The organism is Thalassotalea sp. G2M2-11, assembly GCF_017168195.1.
Classification (GTDB): Bacteria; Pseudomonadota; Gammaproteobacteria; order Enterobacterales; family Alteromonadaceae; genus Thalassotalea_E.
Genome location: NZ_JADNYL010000001.1, coordinates 779095 through 802062, shown reverse-complemented (window position 1 = coordinate 802062; position 22968 = coordinate 779095). Strand labels below are relative to the sequence as shown.

Genomic DNA, 22968 nt, shown 5'->3' with positions numbered 1-22968 from the left:
TAAATAGGCTGAAAAATCTCATCGTTATATTTTTAAGAATGCGATAACTTGATTGTAATATCATTCAGACAAACATCCAATCTTGCTTTGAAAATAATCTAAAAACACCCGTGTTTTAGCCGCAATAGTACGGTTTTGATATAGTAAGCTTAGTTGTAATGCCACTAAAGCGTGAGGTAATTTAACCGAGCGAAGCTTATGATCAGCTTTGCCAATATAGTCTGGCAATTTTAATAACCCTATCCCCTGCTGACAAGCCTGAACACGCATTTCTGGGCTCGATAACATCATGGCGGTTTTTGGGCTGATCACTAAGGTCTTGTTATTTTGACGAAATAACCAAGCTTCTTTTGGCTTAGCAACAATGGCTTGTTGCTTGGTTAAGTCATTCAGTGCAGTACATCGCAAGTGCGAATACCCTTGCCCGCAGTAAATTGACTGAGGAAAACTTAATAAAGTTTTGGCTATCCACTGCGAACTAGGTAACGGTTGTTCATGTAACACAAACACTAAGTCATATTGATAATCAATATCTGGTTGGTATTGAGAATAATGATGACAATGAATTTCTACCGCCGGATAGGCAAGGGCAAAGTCTGTGATCAATTGACCAATGACTTTATTAAAAAACTCTAGTGGTAACAATAAACTAAGCTTACCTTTGACAGAAGAAACCGCATCATTGACTAAATGTTGTGCATCAAATAGTGCGTCAACATGAGGTTTGCAATGTTGATAAAGTAACAAACCACTCTCGGTTAAATGCTGAGCTCTTGTCGTTCTGATCAATAACTGAGTACCTAATTGCTGCTCCAACACAGCTAGTCGTCTACTCAGTTTAGATTTCGGTATACCAAGACGAGCAGCGGCATTCGTCATCGAGCCTTCTTCAACAATTACCGTAAAAAATGCGTAATGCTCCAGTGCTTTTATCACAATTATTGTCTCATTTTTAGAATAATCAATCCTATTAAACCGGACTAATCAAAACAATACAAATTCTTTACACTATCGCTACTCATTAAAATAAGCAAAATAGGAATCATGATGAAACAAGTAAGTGAAATATCTGCCACACAATTTGAACAAGAAGTGCTAAATTATCAGGGTAAAGTATTGATAGACTTTTATGCGCCGTGGTGCGGACCATGTAAGATGATAGCTCCTGTTGTTACACAAATTGCCGAGCAACAACCGGAGCTAAAAGTAGTCAAAATAGATGCGGATCAGGCACAATCGTTAATGACACAATATAGCATCAGAGGGATCCCGACCTTACTATTGATGAATAATGGGGAGTTAATTGATCGTAAAGTCGGCGCAGCATCTCTAAAACAAGTGGCTGAATTTGTGAATCAATAATTGTGATTAGACGATGTCTTGATGTCATCGTCTAAAAACTGATAACACTTCTCATACCACCACTTTCAATAGAGATCCCACCGATGTCTTTAAGAGGTTCAAATAAACGCTCGTTAGAGTTAATCCGGCTTAACGCCGCCCTATCTATCGCAAAGTCATTCGCGTTTATTTCATCCATATACTGATTTTTTACATCAAAATAATGCTGCAGAGCAGCATCACATGAAGTAAAAACATCAAATTGTGTAATCGCTTGTTGAAATGATTTAGCTACTTCCATGACATTATCAACATGACGTTGCTCATGTTGCTCCATAAACAATGAGAACTCTTGCCACCAAAGTCTTGTTTTTGGAGAGACGTCACTCACATTTTGCCAGATAGGTAGAAAAATATCTGCCTCTACCTCCATGCTCGATAGCACAAATAAACAACCATTTTTCAACGTTTTAAAATGGTATTCAGTCAAAATATTCCACGCCACTTTAGCCCAAGGTTGTTTACCTGAAATCGTAGTCGGACCATTTTCTAAAACGCTTTGACTAAGTTCCTTAAAGTTTTTTCCCGATATCTGATAATAAGAAGTTGCTATATTCTCATCTACCTTCGCATAGCCTAACTGAGAGCAAAGCAACAAGCATAAAGAAAAAACGACACGATAACGTTTTAATATGACCATCATAAAGAGTGAATAAACACTATTGCGATGGCTGTCGGGCAGATAAATTTAGTATACCAAGGCCAGATCTTCCAAAAAAAGCCGTGTTCCACCGTTTCATTCCCCTGCTGTAGCTCTTTGAGAATTTCACTACGATGCCAAATCCAGCCGACAAAGACACAACATAACATCGCTATAATTGGCTGACCGTATTCCGTGGCTAATGTGGCAACAAAATCAAGCATCACCCCTAAGTTACTAATAATCACGAGACTCATTAAGAAAATAATGACGCCAATCATTGTTGTCGCTTTTTTACGTTCAATTTGATGGCGCTCAACCACGTAAGAAACAGGGCCTTCTAGCATAGAGATTGATGAGGTAAGCGCAGCAACCGACATTAAGATAAAAAAGAAAAATGCCACGAATAACCCCATACTACCCATAGTATCAAACAAACTTGGTAATACCGTAAAAACAAGCCCTGAGCCAGAAATTAAACTACCATCTTCTGCAAATATCGCCACCCCTTGCGCTTGTGCAACATACATTGCTGGTATAATTAACAAACCGGCCAAGAAAGCAATTGATACATCAATTAAAGTTACTTGTGCGCCTAAGCTCACTAAGTTTTCATTTTTTGAAATATATGAGCCATAAATAACCATGACACTGGTACCTAACGACAAAGAAAAAAACGCTTGTCCTAATGCGCTGATCAATAAGTCAGGCTCTAGTACTCGTGAAATATCAGGGTTTAAATAAGCGTTTAACCCCTGAGCCGCACCGTCTAAGGTAAATACATAGGCAATTAATACCAACAGCAAGACAATAAGCAATGGCATTAACCGTTTAGACCATTTCTCAATACCGTCTTCCACACCACGTCGAATAACAAAAACCGTTAAAAACATGAACAAGGCTGTGAACAGAATATTACGAGCCATTGACTGTTCAACCACCCAAGCGGCTGCAGAATTAGCACTACCTAGCGTTAATACTGGTTCAGTCGCATAGGAAATCATCCAACCAGCTAAAATACCATAAAAGCTTAAGATTAGCGCGGCGCAGACAACACCACCAAAACCCACTAAAAATGCAAAACGCTTATGAAAAGGGGTACGTGACATTTTTTGTAATGATGTCACGGCATTGGCTTGGCCATATCGCCCAATTAATAACTCTGCCATAAATGCTGGATAGGCAAGGCAAAATGCCAATACCAAATACACCAAAACAAATGCTGCGCCGCCATTACTGGCCGTTTGTGTCGGAAATCCCCAAATATTACCTAAACCTACTGCGGAACCTGCCGCAGCCATAATAAATCCAATGCGTGAGCTAAACTCACCTCTTGAAGCCGCCATTAATTTTCATCTTTGTTATTATAAATATCTGCCTAATTTACTTAATCTAAATCAAGAAAAACAGTATTTTTATCTTCAATATGGGCTTTAACTATTCACAAAAAGATTAAACTGTAAACATCCAAACACTCAATTGTTTACATAATCAACAAATCCAATCAGCAGCTTCGATCAAAAAGTATAATGCCCTAGCTGTCGATGACTCATTGCGATAGCCACAAAGAAGTAAACACAGCCCCCAATTACCCTAGCCATATCAACACTAAGTAAGATATAATTGATGCTCAAATATACGTATCAGTGGATGTTATGCGAAAGAAGTTTATCTCTATTATTGCTATTTTGTTGTATAGCCATACTCATCACCTCGCTGCTCAAACCATCACTTTATACGGCACACTAGAGCAAAGTTATCAATCTGAATTGCTTGAACACGTCTTAAGCTACCATCCAGAAAAGCAATACACATTAGTAAATCTTAAGAAAAAAATCCCCAAATATCGTGCATTTATATTTATGAATCAGCAGCAATATATAGATGTGATTTTTGGCGGTTCAACCATAGAACGAGAACAACAAGCACTCCCCATTCGAATACCTGTGCTAAAAGGGTTAAATGGCTTACGAATGCCTTTGGTAAATAAAAAACAAGCAAACTTATTTAAAAATATCCATACGATTGAACAGTTTAAGCAATTGGTCCCGGGGCAGTTTCACCGATGGAGTGATACAAAAGTATTGGAAGCCAATGATATTCGTGTTGAAAAAGGCAGCGACTATCAAGGTTTATTTTTCATGCTGGCTAAGCAACGTTTTGATTATTTTCCTCGCTCCATTCTAGAGATAGACTGGGAATACCAAGATCATAAATCATTGAATATCGCAATTAACGGTACAACGTTAATTTATTACCCAACAGCTTATTATTTTTATGTGGCCAAGGACAACCAAACATTAGCTGATGATATTCGCTATGGGCTCGAACAGGCATTAAGCGATGGCAGTTTTGATCAACTATTTTATAAGCACTTTCGTCATGCACTGGATAGGCTTGAACAGAATCAATTTAAAATATTTATCTTAAAAAACCCTTACTTATCAGACAAAACGCCATTAAAAAGAAAAAGTTTATGGATAGATATTCGCAGATCACACAATACAATTATTGAGTAATCATCATTAAAAAAACGCTCAGCAAGTTAGCCTTAGTGAGCGTTATTTTTTACAAAAAGTTTGCAATAATTAATCGCGAAAATTAGTAAATTGAAATGATTGTTCTAGCTCAGCGTCTTTAACTAAACGCATTACAGCTTGCAAATCATCACGCTTTTTACCTGTTACTCTGACTTGCTCACCTTGAATGGCCGCTTGCACTTTCAATTTACTATCTTTAATTAATTTAACAATTTTCTTAGCCTCTGGCTGCTCAATGCCTTCTTTAAAATTACAGGTAGCAGAACAATTACGACCAGAAAATTCGGGCGCTCCTACCGACATTGATTTAGCATCAATCTTACGCTTAGTTAATTGTGAACGTAACATATCCACTAACTGTTTAACTTGAAAATCACCTTCAGCTTTGACTATCACATTCGGTTTTTTCCACTCAAAGCTAGCCTCAACACCTCTAAAATCAAATCGTGTATCAAGTTCACGACTCGCATTTTCAGTGGCATTACGCACTTCTTCTAAATTTATCTCTGAAACTATATCCATTGAAGGCATAAACACTATCTCTCTTTTACAATTTTTTGGCATAATAGCAAAAAGCAATCAGGTTAAAAACAGTTAGTGACAGTAATCAACAGTGACAGAGAAGCCGCTTGCTTGCACAATACCCCACACTTTCCTATTTTTGAGGATCACAGATGAAAATAACCATTATTGGGCAAGGCGCAATCGGTTTATTGTGGTATTACAAACTGAGTCAATGTTCAAAAAACAAGGTTACTATACTGTGTTCTTCGAGTATCGCCAAAACACCCAGCGAAATGCAATTTTTAAGTGATGGAACTTGGCAAAAAGCTCCGTTGACCATGGCGCATAAAAAGAACCTTATGCACGCTGAGCTAGTCATATTTTGCCTGAAAGCGTATCACTACCAAGCGGCATTTAACGACTATTTGCCTTTTATCTCTCCCTCAACACCGCTAATACTTTGTCATAACGGTATGTTGATGACAGAATCGTTACCAGCGCAAAATTCGCTATTAACTTTACTGACCACTCACGCAAGTAAGAAGCATCAGGCATTTGCTATCGAACACACTGGTCAAGGCACCAGTGATATTGGCCTACTTTGTGGTAATTTATCTGCTAAAACAGCAAAGCAGCTCACAAAAGTATTAAATAATGCATTACCCGAGACTATTTGGTCTGAGCACATTCAAGAAAAGCAATGGCGTAAGTTAGCGATTAATTGTGTGATCAACCCACTCACTGCTATGAATAATTGCGATAATGGCGCGATCACAAGACAAAAGTTTCTACCCGACATTAACGCCATTTTAAGTGAATTTATACAAGTCGCTCAAGCGCAGCAAATCAACTTCAACTTAACCGAATTAACGGCTTTAGTGCTTAATGTTGCGCAAAGTACGGCAACAAACTGCTCCTCGATGCGCAGTGACATTCTACATAACAGGCCGACTGAAATTGCTCATATCAATGGCTTTATCGTTCGTTTAGGAAAAAAATTGCATATCGAAACGCCAATAAATTATGCATTGACTCAAGCGGTAACTGAATTATCCAACCAAGGTTTACCTAACAAAAAATCGTCTACATCATAATGAAATAGACGATTTTTTTTGTGCTTGAAAATATAGTAATTTATGGACGATATACTTTCGCGTTATGAAAGCCATTATCAATCAAATAAAGTGCTTGTAGCTTACTCATTACACCTTGATCACAATATAGTAAGTATTCTTTTGACTGATCTAAATCACCAAACTGTGTCGCTAATTTATAAAAGGGTAAATGTTTAACCTCTACGCCATCTATTTCCAAAGGGTTTTCATCTTCTTCTTCGGGGCTACGAATATCCAATACAATGGCATTGCCTGGAATATCTTTAATTTCCTCAACCGCGTGAATTTCTTGCTCAGCAGCGTCACCAATATCACGCATATCAAGAATACGTGTTTGCTCAACGACTTTATCTAAAATAGCGAAGTCAAAATTCGCTTCTTCTGCTTCTATTTTTGATAACACTGCTTTCACAGTTGGCTTTTTGGAGATCACTCCACAATATTCAGGGATCGTTTTTGAAAAATCTTCAGTACCAATCTTTCGAGCAATATCAATAATGTCTTGTTTATCATACGCCGCTAAAGGACGAAGTATCAGGGTGTCAGTGACACGATCAATCACATTTAAATTTGTTAATGTTTGACTCGATACTTGCCCAAGCGCTTCACCTGTTACTAACGCTTGAATACCTCGTTTTTCAGCAATTTTGGCTGCTGCACGCATCATCATACGTTTAAGGACAACACCCATTTGACCGTTTTCAATTTTCTCTAGAATTTCAGCAACCACAGGTTCAAAATCAACAGCAAAAAACTTTACTCGGTGTGAGGCGCCAAATTTATTCCATAAATAATGGCTGACTTCTTTGACACCAACTTCGTGAGCCGAACCACCTAAATTAAAGAAACAATAATGAGTGCGGGCCCCTTTTTTGATCATTTGAAAACTTGACACCGCAGAGTCAAAGCCGCCAGACATCAAAGAAAGCACATCTTCTTGCGTAGCAATAGGGAAACCACCTAAACCAGCGTATTTATCAGTGACAATAAATAAATCATTACGTTTCACTTCTAAGTTAATCGTCACCTGAGGCTTACGCAATTGTACTTTAGCACTTTCGACAGACTGATTAAGGCCTCCACCGACATATTGCTCAATTTGCAACGAGGTAAATTCATGTTCTCCCGTACGTTTGACACGCACACAAAAAGTTTTGTTTTCGATGGTTTTGGCATGTATAGCTAAGGTTTTTTCGTAAATATCATGTAAATCAGTAAAGTCTGTGCGCTGAACTTCAATGAACATCGCCACACCTGGAATACACTGTAAGGTTTCAATCAATTGCTGACGATTGGCTTCATCAGTATTTTTACTGTTAACTTCAATGCTATCCCAGTTGATTTTTGTTGTTACTTGCTCATCAACACGACGTAAAACATTTTTTATATTAGACTCTAAGATCTTAGTAAAACGCTTACGTACAGGGCGACTCTTTATCGCAATTTCAGCCTGTAACTTGACAATAAATTTCATAAAAATACCGAATAACAACTGCAGTTAAAATAATTGGCGCGCATTATACCCTAAGGCCTGTATGCTGTATAACAAAAAAAGGATCCCCGAAGAGATCCTTTCAATTAATATGTTTTTGATTTAGTTATTATCAGATCGAATTACAGAAAACGGTTCTGTTTCTTTTGCTTTACCTTGGTTGATTGCAATTTCAACCCGACGATTGCGGCGACGATTTAACGCATTAGTGTTAGGTACTAATGGTCTTGAATCAGCATGCCCTGCAACGATCATACGACTGGCATCAAAATCTGGCACTCTGAGTAATTCATGGCCAATCGCCACTGCACGTTTACTTGATAAGTCCCAGTTTGAGGTAAAAAGTTCTGAAGCAATATTCTGATTATCCGTGTGGCCTGACACCATAATTTCACCCGGTACCGTATTAAGTAACTCCCCTATTTCACGAATAATAGGGCGAAACTTAGGTTGCAAAAATGCCGAGCCCGAAGGGAATGAACCATTTTCTCGGATGCGAATAATCACTTGCTGACCTAGTGATTCTAATTCTATTGCACCATCTTGAATTTGCTGTTCAAGCTGTTCGGCAATTTTCTTCACTAATTCATTCACTTGTTCTTGTGATGCTTCTTCTAGCTCATCTTTGGCTTTCTGTGCTGCTTGGGCGGACATTTCATCAGCGGTACTTTGCGACTGGCCACCACGCTCAGTGCCGCGCTGCTCTTGTCGACCACCAGCAGAAGTTTCATCACCCGCCTGAAATTCCAGCATTTGTTGCGTCATCTCGACCGTTTGTTGCTGCATCACCTCGATTGGTGTTGGTTCAGGCTTACCCGGTCGGAACTCTTGCGCAATGATACTGGTGCCTTTAGGAATATCTTTGACTTCAATTTTATTTTGTACACCAAAAGCAAACTTCATTGACCCTGCGATTTGCTTAAATTTCAACACGTCCATCTCTGAAAAAGACAGTAATAATACGAAAAAGCACATCAACAACGACATTAAATCGGCAAACGTCCCCATCCAAGGCGGTAACCCTGGGGGTGGGCACTTACACTCTGGAGGATTAGCCATAGCGACCTCGCTTACTCTTCAGTGGTATCAATCACGCGTTTACCTTCTGCTAAATAATTTTTCAGCAGACCTTCAATCACGCGTGGATTTTGCCCATCTTGAATACCTAATACTGCATCAAGAATCAGCTCTTGGTTTAATTTTTCTTCCGCCATACGTATTTTCAACTTGTTGGCGATGGGAATGGCAATTACGTTTGCAAGAAAAGCACCATACAATGTCGTTAACAAGGCAACCGCCATTGCCGGTCCAATAGCTTTAGGGTCATCCATATTTGACAGCATAGCAACCAAACCGATGAGAGTACCTATCATCCCCATGGCTGGCGCAACATCGGCTAAAGCAGATAACATCCCTATGCCCCTTTCATGGCGTTCAGTCGTTAAGCTAATATCTTTTTGTAATGTGCCTCTGACAACATCGGCATCATGGCCATCTACTAGCATATCAACTCCTTTTTGCATAAAAGAGTTCGATATCTCTGCTTCTTCAAGCGCTAAAAAGCCGCCTTTTCGCGCGGCATCAGCCATTTCAACTGACTTTTCAATAAGCTCTTCCGGCTGCTCAATTTTGAACATGAATGCTTTTGCGATGATTTTGCCAATACCAAAAAACTGCCCCAAATTATAATTGGCTAAGACGATAAACAAAGAACCACAAAATACGATTAGAATAGATTGGGTATCAACAAACATGTTGATATCGCCACCTAAGATCATTGCCATTACGATAAAACCAATGGCACCTAAAATTCCCAGTAGCGTAGCTAAATCCACACAAGCCTCCAAAAATGTTGCTAAATCACCAGCCCTTTTCTTGATAATACCCTAAGGGTTGTTGATAGGCGAATACAAATTCTCACGTTTTTTTGATCGCCAACAATGACAGAAAAGAAAGCGGCAAGAGTTTTTATTAATTGTAATAGTTATATTATCGCCCATATTGTCAATAACTTAAGGAAAACTGAACAATATTTTTATTTCGTTATCATTCGTCCTATCATTGACCATTGATGCCAGCTAAGGTAACTTGCGCATAAACCTACGCATACCCGAGTTTAATGCCCCTATGGCACGTAAAAAAATAGAAAATTTAAGCTTTGAAGAATCATTAAATGAACTTGAAGCCATAGTGCAAAACCTTGAAAAAGGTGAATTAAGTTTAGAAGATTCAATGGCGTTGTTTGAGCGTGGCTTAAATTTAAGTAAAGTCAGCCAAGACAAATTAAAAGAAGCCGAACAGCGCATTCAAATTTTAATGGATGAAAGTGGCCAACAAACCTTATCAGACTTCAATGTAAAAGACAGTCAATCATCATGACCCACTTAGTAAAGCTCAAGTCTATTCAAGAGCGAACCGATCAATACTTACTTAATAAACTCAATAGTTTAGCTATAAATGATGACACTCTACATCAAGCCATGCGCTATGGCTTGTTAATGGGCGGTAAGCGTATGCGCCCTTATTTAGCACATATCACCGGTGAGTGCTTAGGCGTTCAAGCCGATGATATTGATGGAATCGCGGCAGCACTAGAGTGTATTCATGCCTATTCATTGCTCCATGATGATTTACCCGCAATGGATGATGACGACTTACGTCGCGGACAACCTACTTGTCATAAAGCGTTTGACGAAGCTAGCGCAATTTTAGCCGGCGATAGCTTACAAACCCTAGCATTTGACATACTGGCCAATCATGAATTTTCCGAGCAAGTTGCGAGTAAACGCATTACCTTGATTCAACTATTGGTAAAAGCCAGTGGTTACCAAGGAATGTGTGGTGGACAAGCGCTTGATTTGTCTGCGACTAACCAGTCGATATCATTAGAACAGTTAGAGCAAATCCACGCCTTAAAAACAGGTGCCTTACTGGAAGCCTCCATATTAATGGCCGCCGAATGTGCCCAAGACATCATGCCACAAGAAAAACAAGCGTTGGCAACCTATGCGCAACGGGTTGGTTTGGCATATCAAGTACGCGATGACATTATTGATATTACTTCAAGTGAAGAAGAGCTGGGCAAACCAGCAGGTTCTGATATCAATGCCAATAAAAGCACCTACCCTGCATTGCTTGGATTACAAGGTGCTCAGCAAAAAGCTGACGACTTATATCAACAAGCACTTCAAGCTTTGACCACTTTGCCTTACAATACACAGAATTTATCGGAATTTGCGACCTTTATCATCCAACGTACCAGCTAGGTACTGAATAATAATTATGACTACAAACCTTGATCATTACCCGCTTCTTGCCAGCATTAATAGTCCTGCTGACTTGCGCAAACTAGAAAAAAATCAATTAGAACAAGCGAGTGAAGAACTACGTCGTTATTTATTAAATTCGGTCAGTAAAAGTAGCGGACACTTTGCTTCAGGCTTAGGGACTATCGAATTAACCGTAGCATTACATTACGTTTATAATACGCCCTTTGATCACCTTATTTGGGATGTTGGTCATCAAGCATATCCACACAAAATATTAACGGGACGACGTGATCAGCTACATACCATACGTCAAAAAGAGGGGTTGCATCCGTTCCCTTGGCGTGAAGAAAGTGAATATGATGTACTTAGTGTCGGCCACTCAAGCACATCAATTTCAGCGGCGCTCGGCTTAGCAGTTGCGGCAGAAAAAGAAGGTAAAAATAGAAAAACGGTTGCCGTAATTGGTGATGGTGCAATGACAGCAGGCATGGCATTTGAAGCATTAAATCATGCTGGCGATATCCATAAGGATATGTTGGTGGTACTCAATGATAATGAGATGTCTATTTCAGAAAATGTTGGCGCACTAAATAACCATTTGGCTAAATTGTTGTCAGGTAACCTTTATACTGGCCTAAGAGAAGGTAGTAAGCGCATCCTGAAAAACATCCCTCCAATTAAAGAATTAGCGAGCCGAGCTGAAGAGCACTTAAAAGGCATGGTCGTACCAAGTACCTTTTTTGAAGAGTTAGGCTTTAACTATATTGGTCCTATCGACGGTCATGATGTTAACGGTTTAGTGGATACTATCCACAATATGCGTAACTTAAAAGGGCCTCAATTACTGCATATTGCGACAAAAAAAGGCAAAGGCTACCAAGCTGCCGAGCAAGATCCTATCAAATATCATGCAGTGCCAAAGTTTAATCCTGCCGAAACTAATCTGCCAAAAAGTAAACCAAGTTTACCGACTTATTCACAAATTTTTGGTGATTGGTTATGTAAAACGGCCGAAATAGATAACAAGCTGGCAGCCATTACACCGGCGATGCGTGAAGGCTCTGGCATGGTAGAGTTTAGCCAACGTTTTCCTGAAAAGTACCATGATGTTGCCATCGCTGAGCAACATGCAGTTACCTTTGCTGCCGGGCTTGCCATTGGAGAGCAACACCCTGTTGTAGCAATTTATTCTAGCTTTTTGCAACGGGGTTATGATCAACTAATTCATGATATCGCGATTCAGAATTTACCCGTACTGTTTGCTATTGATCGCGCAGGTATTGTCGGTGCTGATGGCCCAACTCACCAAGGTTCATTTGACCTAAGCTTTATGCGTTGTATTCCTAATATGACCATAATGACCCCCAGTGACGAACGTGAATGTCAACTTATGTTGACCACAGGTCACCAAATGTCAACACCAGCCGCCGTCAGATACCCTCGAGGGAATGGTACAGGTGCCGAGTTACCATCAATCAGTGACACGATAGCTATCGGTAAAGGACGTATCATGGAACAAGGAAGCAACATTGCTATCTTAAACTTCGGCACCACTTTGGCGCATGCTCAACAAGCCGCGCAAGCATTAGGTGCTAGTGTTGTTGATATGCGCTTTGTAAAACCCTTAGATCATCAATTAATAGAACAAATGATCAATAGCCATGAGTTAATTGTCACCGTTGAAGATAACGCCATTGCTGGTGGCGCAGGCTCAGCAGTCAATGAATATGTATTAAATCAAGGCATTCAGACTAAAATACTCAATATTGGTTTACCCGATTGTTTTATCAAACATGGGACTCAAGATGAGATCCATCATGAACTTGGATTAGACAGCGCAGGGATCATTGAAAAAATAAATCAGTTCATTAATTGATAAACTAAGCAACCTCTCGGCATAGACTAGCTTTAAGCCCCTAGTCTATGCTTTATCTAAAGGCAGATACGGTGTCTGCCTCTTAAAGCCGAAAACCCGTTAACTGTCGCAAGGCACTAGACGATTATCATATTTTGTTGTTATATAACTATCACTTAATAATAACAATAGTGTGTACCTATGCGCCTTAACGTCCTTATTTTACTTGTTTTTACCTTACCTGTTTGGCTTAGTCATGCTCAGATCAATGAGCAAGCTAACATTCATGAAATCCACCAACAAATGCAAGCGGGTACCTTATCAAGTGCCGATCTAGTCAAGTTTTATTTAAAACGAATTGCATCGCTCGACTCACAATTAAACGCTGTAGTGCAACTTAATAAACATGCCCTTAGCCAAGCGCAAGCGTTAGATAAAACATTGAAAACTTCCGGTCTAGTTGGGCCTTTGCATGGCATTCCTGTACTACTCAAAGACAATATTGATACCTTAGATGGCATGGCAAATACCGCAGGTTCTTATGCGCTGGCAAAAAACTTTCCCAAAGATGCTGCTTTTTTAGTACAACAATTAAAAAAAGCAGGAGCAATAATTTTAGGGAAAACCAATTTAAGTGAGTGGGCTAACTTTCGTTCAACCTCATCTTCAAGCGGATGGAGTGGCTTATATGGTCAGACGAGAAATCCCTATGATCTAACAACCAGCCCCTGTGGTTCTAGCTCTGGTTCTGGGGTCGCTATCGCTGCAAATCTAGCTACCGTTGCCATAGGTACTGAAACAGACGGTTCAGTCACTTGTCCATCAGCTATAAATGGTATTGTGGGCATTAAGCCAACACTGGGGACAGTTAGTCGTGATGGGATCATCCCAATCGCGCACAGCCAAGATACTGCCGGCCCAATGGCTCGCAATGTAACTGATGCGGTAATTTTACTTTCAGCAATCGTTGCCCATGACACCAATGACGCTAATGCAACCCCATCAACTATCGACTACCTTGCTCATTTAAATAAAGACGGCTTAGCCGGTAAACGTATTGGTATTGCTAGAGACTTAATGGGTTATCACCATAAATTAGATGAAGTTTTTGAACAAAATATAGCGATCCTGAAAGACCAAGGTGCGGTTATCATTGATGACTTAAACTTTGACAGTCAAAATGCCTGGGGCGAAGCGGAGTTCACTGTACTGCTCTATGAATTTAAACATGATCTTAACCAGTATTTATCTCAAACAGCAGAAGGTTTGCCTAAATCACTAGACGAGATCATTCACTTTAATCAGCAAAATGCCGCCATAGAAATGCCGTACTTTCAGCAAGAAATCATGAAAATGGCGCAAGCTAAAGGTGACTTAACTGAGAAAAACTACCAAGAAGCCCTTAAACAAGCGAAATTACTTACCCAAGCTCAAGGCATTGACAAGCTAATGGCAGAACACCAATTAGATTTGATTATTGCACCAACCACTGGACCGGCATGGAAAATTGATTGGGTCAATGGTGATCATTATTTAGGCTCAGCAACCAGTGCAGCAGCAATTTCAGGTTACCCACATATCACAGTACCCATGGGCTATATTCATGGCTTACCTGTAGGTATGTCATTTTTTTCAGGCAAGTTGAGCGAAGGAACTTTAATTGAAGCTGCCTATAGCTTTGAACAAGCAACCAAAGTGCGTCAAGCACCGCGATTACCGTAAATCTCTTCTACTAATAATACAAAAAGCACATGCTGGTTAAGCATGTGCTTTTAAGTAGATAACTGCATTATTCAGAACTGCATTATTCAGAAATGTATTCCACCACTTCTAAACCAAAACCAGATAACGAATGATACTTGACTTGCGAGCTTAACAAACGCATTTTACCTACACCTAAATTAGATAAAATTTGTGAGCCAACACCAACATTACGAGAGCCTATGTGTCGCTGCACTTCTTTCACCGTTTCACCGGCATCGAGTTTGGCATATTTTTCAACTTGAGCAATTAGCTCAGTTGGCGACTCATGCTTGCCTAGTAATACTAATACACCACCTTCTTTAGCGATGCGCTCAAGAGCACTACCAATCGGCCATTTAGCAACACTTTCGCGTTCACTAAACAATAAATCTCTAAAGGTATTTTCTAAATGTACTCGCACTAGGGTCGGTTGATCTTTATTGATCTCGCCTTTGGTTAAAGCAAAGTGCGCTTGGCCATCAATAGTATCTTTAAAAACCGTTAACTCAAAATCACCAAACGCTGTTGGTAACTGACATTGTGAAATACGCTCAATGGTCGTTTCATTGGCATTTCGATATTCGATCAAATCGGCAATGGTGCCCATTTTTAAACCATGCTTTTCAGCGATCACGTCAAGGTCGGGGCGACGTGCCATCGTACCGTCTTCATTTAAAATTTCGACGATCACCGCTGCTGGCTCTAATCCCGCTAAACGTGCTAGATCAACGCCCGCTTCGGTATGTCCGGCTCGGTTAAGCACACCACCATCTTTTGCCATTAATGGAAAAATATGACCCGGCTGAACAATTGAATGTTGGTTAGCATCTTTTGCCACCGCAGCGAGTACTGTAGTAGCCCGATCCGCAGCTGAAATACCCGTAGTGACGCCTTCAGCCGCCTCTATAGACACAGTAAAGTTAGTCGAAAATTGAGCATCATTTTTATCAACCATTAACGGTAAATTCAAACGACGACAACGCTCAATTGACATTGGCATACATATTAAACCACGGCCATGAGTGGCCATAAAATTAATGGCTTCTGGGGTCACTAATTCGGCAGCCATAATGAAATCGCCTTCATTTTCACGATCTTCATCATCCATCAAGATAACCATTTTACCTTGTCTAATATCTTCAATGATCTCTTTAGGAGAGTTTACTTTCATGACAGCCTCTTAATTTTTAATAAACCCACTTCGCGCTAACAAAGTTTCGGTAACACCCGATGACGCTTGCGGTGTTTTTTTGTGCAATAATAATCGTTCGATGTAACGCGCCATCACATCCACTTCTATATTTACCTTAGTGCCTACTTGATAACTTGCAATAATCGTTTGCTCCGCAGTATGGGGAACGATAGTTAAACGAAATTGTTCGCTGGTCAAACTGTTCACCGTAAGACTCACGCCATCTACAGTGACAGAACCTTTTTCCGCAATATAAGGGGCAATCGCGGTATCCATCGATAGCCAATATTCGATACTATGACCATTTTTAACCACAGATTTGATCTCTGCAACAGCATCCACATGACCTGAAACAATATGACCACCAAAACGTGTTGTTGGTAACATGGCTTTTTCCAAGTTGACCTGTTGATTGGGCTGATAATTGGCAAATGAAGTACGACTTAAGGTTTCATTTGAAACATCGGCGGTAAAGCTTTGCTTATTAAACGCTACCACGGTTAAACAAATCCCATTAGTGGCAATTGAATCCCCGAGCTTGACATCACTCATATCCAATACGCCACAATTAACAGTTAATCGTGCACCTTGTGCTGTTACATCAATTGTTTTTATTGAGCCTACGGCTTCTATGATCCCAGTGAACATATTCACTCTCTGTTGCTACTCTCGTTAGCCATGCCTTAGTCTAACGTTGCAGTAAGTTTTATATCGTTACCAACCATAGTACTGCTGGTAAAAGTTAAATTTTTAGCTTGCGCCAATTCCGTAATACTTGGCATGTTGACTAAACTTCTGGCATCGGCACCCAATAACTTAGGCGCTTGATAGATAATAAGTTCATCAACTAGATTTTGTTCAATAAATGCCCCCGCTAAGCGACAGCCAGACTCAAGCAGCACATCATTTACACCTTTTTGTCCAAGCAAAGTCAGTACGGATGCTAAGTCTGCGTATTCTCCATCTTGCGAGGGTGAAACGGTTGCTTGTTCAACAAAGTGGGGCCAAGAGTGTAAACTTTCAACTCTGGTTCTAATAATTAAAATAGGATAAGGCTCAGCGAAGATTTTCATATCAGGCGTTAATCTATTTTTACTATCGATGATCACCCGCAATGGCTGGCGGATGTCATCTGGATGATAAGCATGTTGCACATCACCTAAATCAGACCATCTTACCGTCATTCGAGCTTGATCATAGATCACTGAATCTGCACCAGTAATAACCGCACAGCTTTGGGCCCTTAATCGTTGCACATCTTCTCGTGCCGCTTTCCCCGTGATCCACTGACTTTCACCACTTGCCATGGCAGTTTTACCATCCAAACTCGCAGCTAATTTACAACGCACATACGGGCGTTGCTGAGTCATTAAAGTAATAAAACCGGGGTTTAGGGCTTTAGCCTCGGCTTCTAAGAGCCCGTATTGGCAAGAAATATTTGCTTGCTCTAGCATTTGAAGACCACGGCCAGACACCTGCGGGTTGGGATCTACCATGGCAGCTATCACGTGTTTGACGTCCGCATCGATTAACCCCTGAGCACAAGGTGGCGTTCGCCCAAAATGAGAACAAGGCTCCAAAGTTACATATGCTGTAGCGCCAACAGCCTTTTTCCCCGCTTGCGCGAGAGCATTAACTTCCGCATGACCACTGCCAGCTTTAACATGGTACCCCTCACCAACAATGGTATTGTTGTTAACTAATACACAGCCCACTCTGGGGTTAGGTGACGTTGTATACCAAGCCTTACGAGCCAATTTAATTGCCCGAGCCATGTATTGATGATCAGCAAACGAAAATTGCTCAGCCATTAATTGTCATCACCTAAGCGCGCAATTTCTTCACCAAACTCTTTAATATCTTCAAACGATCGATACACAGAAGCAAAACGAACATACGCGACTTTATCAAGTCCTTTCAGTTGCTCCATAATAATACTCCCTAGCATTTCACTTGAGACTTCCCGCTCACCGGTTGCCCGTAATTGCGATTTTAATCGATTGATCGCTTTTTCAGTTTGCTCAACACTGACCGCTCTTTTTTCCAGCGCACGCATTAAACCACTGCGCAACTTATCCTCATTAAACGGCTCTCTTGAACCATCACGTTTAATAATACGAGGCATGACTAACTCAGCCGTTTCAAAAGTGGTGAATCTCTCATTACAAGCGACACAGGCACGACGACGGCGAATTTGATGACCATCAGAAACCAATCGAGAATCAATGACTTTTGTGTCGGTTGCGCTGCAAAATGGGCAATACATAAAAGCTATACTCTGAGTAAAATTAATGCGTTATTTTAATGTATTTCGAGCTTGATGTAACGGCTAAAACCAAAAAAGCTCAAACAAGTTGTTTGAGCTTTTCAAAATGTAATTGACTAAGGCCGTGATAACAAGCCTTGTGTGATTAACCGTAGACGGGTAAGCGTTGACAAATTTCTTTGACTTTTGCTTGAACAGCCGTAATTGTTTCTTCATTGTTAATATCATCTAAGATATCACAAATCCAACCGGTTAAGGCTTTTGTGTCTTCAACATTGAAACCACGACGAGTGATCGCTGGCGTACCTAAACGTAAACCTGAAGTAACAAACGGCGAACGAGGATCATTTGGTACTGAGTTTTTATTCACAGTAATGTGAGCACGACCTAATGCTGCATCTGCATCTTTACCAGTGATGTCTTTATCAATTAAATCTAATAACAATAAATGGTTTTCAGTGCCATTTGACACTACCTTATAACCACGTTCTTGTAATACCGCCACCATCGCTTTAGCATTATCTAATACGCGTTGCTGATAATCTTTAAATTCTGGTTGTAATGCTTCTTTAAATGCCACAGCTTTCGCTGCGATCACGTGCATTAATGGACCGCCTTGGCCGCCAGGAAATACCGCTGAGTTTAATTTTTTATAAACATCTTCATCGCCACAACCTGAAACGATCAAACCACCGCGCGGGCCAGCTAATGTTTTATGAGTGGTTGTCGTTACCACGTGAGCATGAGGCACTGGATTTGGATATAAACCAGCCGCTACTAAGCCTGCCACATGCGCCATATCGACCATGAAATATGCACCAACACTGTCAGCGATTTTACGCATACGCGCCCAATCAACCACACCAGAGAATGCCGAGAAACCGCCAATGATCATTTCTGGCTGATGCTCATGTGCTAAACGTTCAATCTCAGCATAATCAATATCACCAGTTTGTGGATCTAAACCATATTGAAATGCTTCGTATGATTTACCTGAAAAGTTTACGTGCGAACCATGCGTTAAATGGCCACCATGCGCTAAGCTCATACCTAGTACTTTACCGCCTGGAGACACTAAAGCTTGAAATACCGCAGCATTAGCTTGCGAACCTGCATGAGGCTGAACATTCGCATAATCAGCACCAAATAATGCTTTGGCACGTTCAATAGCTAATGCTTCTGCTTTGTCCACATACTCACAACCGCCATAGTAACGCTTGCCAGGGTAGCCTTCAGCATATTTATTGGTTAACTGCGAACCTTGCGCTTCTAATACGCGAGGGCTACAGTAGTTTTCAGAAGCAATTAATTCAATGTGCTCTTCCTGACGAACTGTTTCATCAGTCATTGACTGCCATAATTCAGCATCAAAATCAGCAATATTCATATCACGAGTAAGCATGTTTATTCCTCAAGTTCACAGCTCATTAACTCAAACGTTAATTCTGGAAAGTTAGACTATTTAAATTGCCGCATATTTTGCCTGATTCAGGACATGATGTATATGTTAAAAAATGGCCGATTTAGCTCATTTCACACTGAGATAGAACGTTTAATATGCGATAAAAGTTTACGATCAACAGATCAAATTCACTTTTTTATCAATATACCGAATAAAAAACCAAAGAACAACAAACAATATTCTTAAAAAGATAAACAACCCGAACATTATTTGATTAAACTCAAGCTATTCCGTTATAAGTTTCCCAACTTACGAGTTAACGCTTGATACTCTTTTTTCCGCTTACGGTGTAAATACTCAGTGACAATAAACATAACCGCGATAAAAATGTTGATAAAAATAAAGCCTGGTACTGCTGATTTACCGCTCTGTTGTGCCATGGCATAAGTAAACCAGTTCGCTAATAGTCCAAAAGGAACACAAGACCACTTAGTTAACGCCATATATTTTACCGCTGATTGATAACCAGCAAGAGCATTTTCTATTGCTCTTTCGGGGCTGTCACTGATTTGCGACCAGGCTTTGGCTCGAATTTTCATTTCATAGTAAGTAAAGACTAGTGAAAATAATCCACCTAAACCTAGAAAACTATTCAACGGTTGACCGAATTCATTACGATATAGCCCATAAATAAATATGCCAAGAATAGCTACTGTAGCAATTACATTAAGGACAAAACATAGTTTTGCCCCTCGAGTACGATTCTTAGTCTGCTTAACCAACGCCTTGATATCCGTTTTTTCAAATGGTTGAGCTTGCCAATCTTGCAAAATTTCGCCCCATTGCTGATCAAGTAACGACAGAGGGTTACTATTATTTTGCTCAATTGAAGACGCTTCGATTGGTTTATTTTCGGGCATTTTCTCTTTACTCATTATGCCTCCAATAACTCAGTTAGTGCCTGTTTAGCTCTTTGTAAACGTACACCCACTAAATTTGTCGATATCGATAACACATCAGCAATTTCTTGATAACTCATCCCTTCCAACGCCAAAGTGATCACTTGCTGCTGGACTAATTTGAGTTGTCTGATGCCATCTAAAAGTCGTTGCTGACGTTGACGTTGATCGAGTGATTGAAATGGTGTTGGTTGAACTGCATCATGTTGCACATCAATAGGTGCTTCACTTAATTCATGATCCACCTTAATCGTTTTCACTGCTTTAGCGACATGAGTAGCTAACACATTGTGAGCAATTCGGGCAACAAAGGTTTTTACCGCACTATCTTGGCGAAAACTCGGTAGCGCACGCCAAATATTTAAGGCGATCTCTTGGAACAACTCATCTTGTATTGCTGGCTTAGCTTCAAAACCATTGATGATATGACGCAACAGTTTTTCATGCTCTGTCATCCATTGGGTAAAAATTGTTTGGTTATCCAATGAAACTCTCACTGTGTTAGCTGACGTTTTTATAAAACGTTCTTGTAATTTAAGTGATAATTTTACCGAGTTATTCATTAGACACAACTATTAACATTTTTTTAACCTTACCAAACCAAAATACAACTGCGATAACTCTTAAGGTGTTAGCTTGCCTTATCTGACAAACTTATACACCTTAAGTGTTAAACCTCAAGATCAACCTAGTGACATCACGACTTTTTCTGATCTTAATCGTTTCGCCAACGTAAGTACTAAGCCAGCGGTTAACGCGATAGTGGCGCCTGTACTTACTAAAAATGCCATCCAATCAACGGGTAAGCCCTTAAATAAGTCTTCCATTAATAATGATTGACCAAAAATTGGTGCCCACTCAGCCCACACAGGCTTATCATCCATGATCATCATGGCGACAGGGATCATAGTTGGCACCATAATTAACATTGCTACGGTTGATTGAGCTTCTTTAAAGGTTTTAGCATGAAAAGCAAAATACAATTGTAAAGCAGCAGCCAGAAAACATAACGGGATCAATAACAATAATAATGAAAAGAAAGTAAAGCTGTCGACACTAAAAGTGGCGCCAATTTTAGTCAAATCAACAAAACCGACCGACACCATAGTTAAGGTAAGCATAAGTGTCACCGACATTGTGGCAATCAAACTAGAGCAAATCAGCTTAGCTAAGACAATTTTTAAGGTACTTACCGGCTGACATAATAGCATTTCCAAAACATTACGCTCTCGCTCCCCTGCACTGGAATCAATCGAAATTGATTGCCCAGAAATAAAAGCGCCCATGAGTAGATACAGGCCTAACATCAAGGTGATCATCATCGCATTACTACTGGGTAATGAGGTATCTTGTTCTTGCAGCTTTAACGTTTGTAATAGCTTGACATCAATACCGCGCACCAATAAGCGTTTATAGCCAATGGATAATGAAAAACTGCGGATCTCATCTTTAATGCGACGCAATGGCGCACTTAAAGACTTTTCACTGTAATCGGCACGTAAAATGATATCAATGGGTTTCCCTTCACGCATATCATCGGCATAACTATCAGGGATAATTAATTCAATATTACGTTCTTGCCAGTTTCTGCGCTCATCTTCCGGCACATCGGCAAAATCTAAAATATTATTATCTTTAAATGACTTAATTAACTTAGGCGCATGTTCAGCACCTGAAAATTTTACGTAAATAGGCGGATTTTCAACAAAATCTTTAATCATGGTTTTCGACATGATCATGATCATTACTGGTGCCAGTAATCCCATACTCATCGCAACCAATAAGGCACGCTTATCACGAAACGCTTCTTTCAACTCTTTGATCAATAATGCTTTAAACTGGATCATGCCGCCACTCCTTCGTCTGAACCAATTAATTTGACAAACGCTTCTTCTAACTGGTTTTCACCAGCCAATTCACATAACTCTTGTGGAGTCCCCTGTGCTGCAAGCTTACCATTGGCAACAATAATCACTCGGTCACATAATGCCGCAACTTCTTGCATCACATGAGATGAGAATAAAATACAATGGCCTTTGGCTTTAAATTTACTTAAATGATTGCGTAAAATTCGGGTACTCATCACATCAAGACCACGCGTAGGCTCATCCAACACAAAGTTTTGTGGTTGATGAACCAAAGCTTGGGCTAAGGTCACTTTCATTCGTTGCCCTTGAGAGAAACCAGCAGTTTTGCGATGTGCCAACTCATGCATGTCTAAGTCGGTCATAATGGTATCAATTGCTTGTTTCTTTGCTTGTCCGACAAGACCGTGCAAGCTGGCAAAATAATCCACTTGTTCGTAAGCCGTTAAACGTTCGTACAAACCAAATTTATCAGGAAAAATACCCAATCTTGCTCGTGCAGCTAAGGGATTTTCTGTTACTTGGATACCATCAATAGTGGCAAACCCTTCGTCGGCTGAAAGTAAACCATATAAGGTGCGCAAACAGGTGGTTTTACCAGCACCATTTGGTCCTAAAATTCCAGTAATTTCACCATCATTTGCTTTAAAAGATAAGCCATCCAATGCTTTGACGGTTGTTTTTTTAGAGGTAAAACTCTTATGTAAGTTATTCACTTCGATCAT

Annotated in this window: 23 protein-coding genes; 7 read left to right on the top strand and 16 right to left on the bottom strand. The window is 40.1% G+C overall.

Annotated elements, in window-relative coordinates; genetic code table 11:
• Window positions 1-60: 60 nt before the first annotated feature.
• Window positions 61-936 (bottom strand): LysR family transcriptional regulator, encoded by an 876-nt coding sequence (locus IV514_RS03400; RefSeq protein WP_346776889.1) that lies wholly within the window; start codon window positions 934-936, stop codon window positions 61-63.
• Window positions 937-1047: 111 nt separating this feature from the next.
• Between IV514_RS03400 and trxA the strand changes: the two genes are divergently transcribed.
• Complete coding sequence (gene trxA / locus IV514_RS03395; protein WP_206483487.1) at window positions 1048-1362, top strand: thioredoxin; 315 nt, start codon at window positions 1048-1050, stop codon at window positions 1360-1362.
• A gap of 31 nt (window positions 1363-1393) precedes the next feature.
• Here the strand turns inward: trxA and IV514_RS03390 are convergent, their stop codons facing one another.
• Together IV514_RS03390 and IV514_RS03385 are read right to left on the bottom strand one after the other, a co-directional pair.
• Window positions 1394-2044, bottom strand: a complete 651-nt coding sequence (locus IV514_RS03390) for a DUF922 domain-containing protein (protein WP_206483486.1) — start codon at window positions 2042-2044, stop codon at window positions 1394-1396.
• Window positions 2041-3387: a sodium-dependent transporter gene (locus IV514_RS03385; RefSeq protein ID WP_206483485.1), complete on the bottom strand. Its 1347-nt coding sequence runs from the start codon at window positions 3385-3387 to the stop codon at window positions 2041-2043. The genes IV514_RS03390 and IV514_RS03385 overlap by 4 nt, the downstream gene beginning before the upstream one ends.
• A gap of 309 nt (window positions 3388-3696) precedes the next feature.
• On the opposite strand from IV514_RS03385, the gene IV514_RS03380 reads away from it, so the two are divergent.
• On the top strand, window positions 3697-4560 hold the full coding sequence (locus tag IV514_RS03380) for a hypothetical protein (protein WP_206483484.1): 864 nt from the start codon (window positions 3697-3699) through the stop codon (window positions 4558-4560).
• Between the two features lie 69 nt (window positions 4561-4629).
• Here IV514_RS03380 and IV514_RS03375 read toward each other — a convergent pair whose 3' ends face one another.
• On the bottom strand, window positions 4630-5112 hold the full coding sequence (locus IV514_RS03375; protein ID WP_206484010.1) for a YajQ family cyclic di-GMP-binding protein: 483 nt from the start codon (window positions 5110-5112) through the stop codon (window positions 4630-4632).
• 143 nt (window positions 5113-5255) lie between these two features.
• On the opposite strand from IV514_RS03375, the gene IV514_RS03370 reads away from it, so the two are divergent.
• Window positions 5256-6179: a 2-dehydropantoate 2-reductase gene (locus IV514_RS03370; protein ID WP_206483483.1), complete on the top strand. Its 924-nt coding sequence runs from the start codon at window positions 5256-5258 to the stop codon at window positions 6177-6179.
• 40 nt (window positions 6180-6219) lie between these two features.
• Here the strand turns inward: IV514_RS03370 and thiI are convergent, their stop codons facing one another.
• From thiI to pomA, 3 genes are all read right to left on the bottom strand, one after another.
• Window positions 6220-7674, bottom strand: a complete 1455-nt coding sequence (gene thiI / locus IV514_RS03365; protein ID WP_206483482.1) for a tRNA uracil 4-sulfurtransferase ThiI — start codon at window positions 7672-7674, stop codon at window positions 6220-6222.
• A 120-nt stretch (window positions 7675-7794) separates the two neighbouring features.
• Window positions 7795-8751, bottom strand: a complete 957-nt coding sequence (locus tag IV514_RS03360; RefSeq protein ID WP_206483481.1) for a flagellar motor protein MotB — start codon at window positions 8749-8751, stop codon at window positions 7795-7797.
• A gap of 11 nt (window positions 8752-8762) precedes the next feature.
• A complete protein-coding gene (gene pomA / locus IV514_RS03355; RefSeq protein WP_206483480.1) occupies window positions 8763-9527 on the bottom strand; it encodes a flagellar motor protein PomA in 765 nt (254 codons plus the stop codon).
• 292 nt (window positions 9528-9819) lie between these two features.
• Between pomA and IV514_RS03350 the strand changes: the two genes are divergently transcribed.
• The 4 genes from IV514_RS03350 to IV514_RS03335 all read left to right on the top strand — a co-directional run bounded on the left by IV514_RS03350 (window position 9820) and on the right by IV514_RS03335 (window position 14538).
• Window positions 9820-10071: an exodeoxyribonuclease VII small subunit gene (locus IV514_RS03350; RefSeq protein WP_206483479.1), complete on the top strand. Its 252-nt coding sequence runs from the start codon at window positions 9820-9822 to the stop codon at window positions 10069-10071.
• Entirely contained in the window at window positions 10068-10958 is an 891-nt protein-coding gene (gene ispA, locus IV514_RS03345) for a (2E,6E)-farnesyl diphosphate synthase (RefSeq protein WP_206483478.1), read from the top strand. The genes IV514_RS03350 and ispA overlap by 4 nt, the downstream gene beginning before the upstream one ends.
• Window positions 10959-10974: 16 nt before the next feature.
• Window positions 10975-12837, top strand: a complete 1863-nt coding sequence (dxs, locus tag IV514_RS03340; RefSeq protein ID WP_206483477.1) for a 1-deoxy-D-xylulose-5-phosphate synthase — start codon at window positions 10975-10977, stop codon at window positions 12835-12837.
• Between the two features lie 180 nt (window positions 12838-13017).
• Window positions 13018-14538, top strand: coding sequence for an amidase (locus IV514_RS03335; RefSeq protein ID WP_206483476.1), 1521 nt, complete (start codon window positions 13018-13020; stop codon window positions 14536-14538).
• A gap of 82 nt (window positions 14539-14620) precedes the next feature.
• Here IV514_RS03335 and ribBA read toward each other — a convergent pair whose 3' ends face one another.
• The 9 genes from ribBA to IV514_RS03290 form a co-directional block, all read right to left on the bottom strand.
• The gene (gene ribBA / locus IV514_RS03330) at window positions 14621-15730 is read right to left on the bottom strand and encodes a bifunctional 3,4-dihydroxy-2-butanone-4-phosphate synthase/GTP cyclohydrolase II (RefSeq protein ID WP_206483475.1); all 1110 of its coding nucleotides are present in this window, start codon (window positions 15728-15730) and stop codon (window positions 14621-14623) included.
• A gap of 9 nt (window positions 15731-15739) precedes the next feature.
• Complete coding sequence (locus tag IV514_RS03325; protein ID WP_206484009.1) at window positions 15740-16399, bottom strand: riboflavin synthase; 660 nt, start codon at window positions 16397-16399, stop codon at window positions 15740-15742.
• 35 nt (window positions 16400-16434) lie between these two features.
• Complete coding sequence (gene ribD, locus IV514_RS03320) at window positions 16435-17562, bottom strand: bifunctional diaminohydroxyphosphoribosylaminopyrimidine deaminase/5-amino-6-(5-phosphoribosylamino)uracil reductase RibD (protein ID WP_206483474.1); 1128 nt, start codon at window positions 17560-17562, stop codon at window positions 16435-16437.
• Complete coding sequence (nrdR, locus tag IV514_RS03315) at window positions 17562-18017, bottom strand: transcriptional regulator NrdR (protein WP_206483473.1); 456 nt, start codon at window positions 18015-18017, stop codon at window positions 17562-17564. The genes ribD and nrdR overlap by 1 nt, the downstream gene beginning before the upstream one ends.
• A gap of 145 nt (window positions 18018-18162) precedes the next feature.
• Complete coding sequence (gene glyA / locus IV514_RS03310; RefSeq protein WP_206483472.1) at window positions 18163-19419, bottom strand: serine hydroxymethyltransferase; 1257 nt, start codon at window positions 19417-19419, stop codon at window positions 18163-18165.
• 293 nt (window positions 19420-19712) lie between these two features.
• Window positions 19713-20354 (bottom strand): hypothetical protein, encoded by a 642-nt coding sequence (locus IV514_RS03305; protein WP_206483471.1) that lies wholly within the window; start codon window positions 20352-20354, stop codon window positions 19713-19715.
• A complete protein-coding gene (locus tag IV514_RS03300; RefSeq protein WP_206483470.1) occupies window positions 20354-20941 on the bottom strand; it encodes a sigma-70 family RNA polymerase sigma factor in 588 nt (195 codons plus the stop codon). The genes IV514_RS03305 and IV514_RS03300 overlap by 1 nt, the downstream gene beginning before the upstream one ends.
• Window positions 20942-21061: 120 nt before the next feature.
• Window positions 21062-22225, bottom strand: a complete 1164-nt coding sequence (locus IV514_RS03295) for an ABC transporter permease (RefSeq protein ID WP_206483469.1) — start codon at window positions 22223-22225, stop codon at window positions 21062-21064.
• A complete protein-coding gene (locus IV514_RS03290; RefSeq protein ID WP_206483468.1) occupies window positions 22222-22968 on the bottom strand; it encodes an ATP-binding cassette domain-containing protein in 747 nt (248 codons plus the stop codon). The genes IV514_RS03295 and IV514_RS03290 overlap by 4 nt, the downstream gene beginning before the upstream one ends.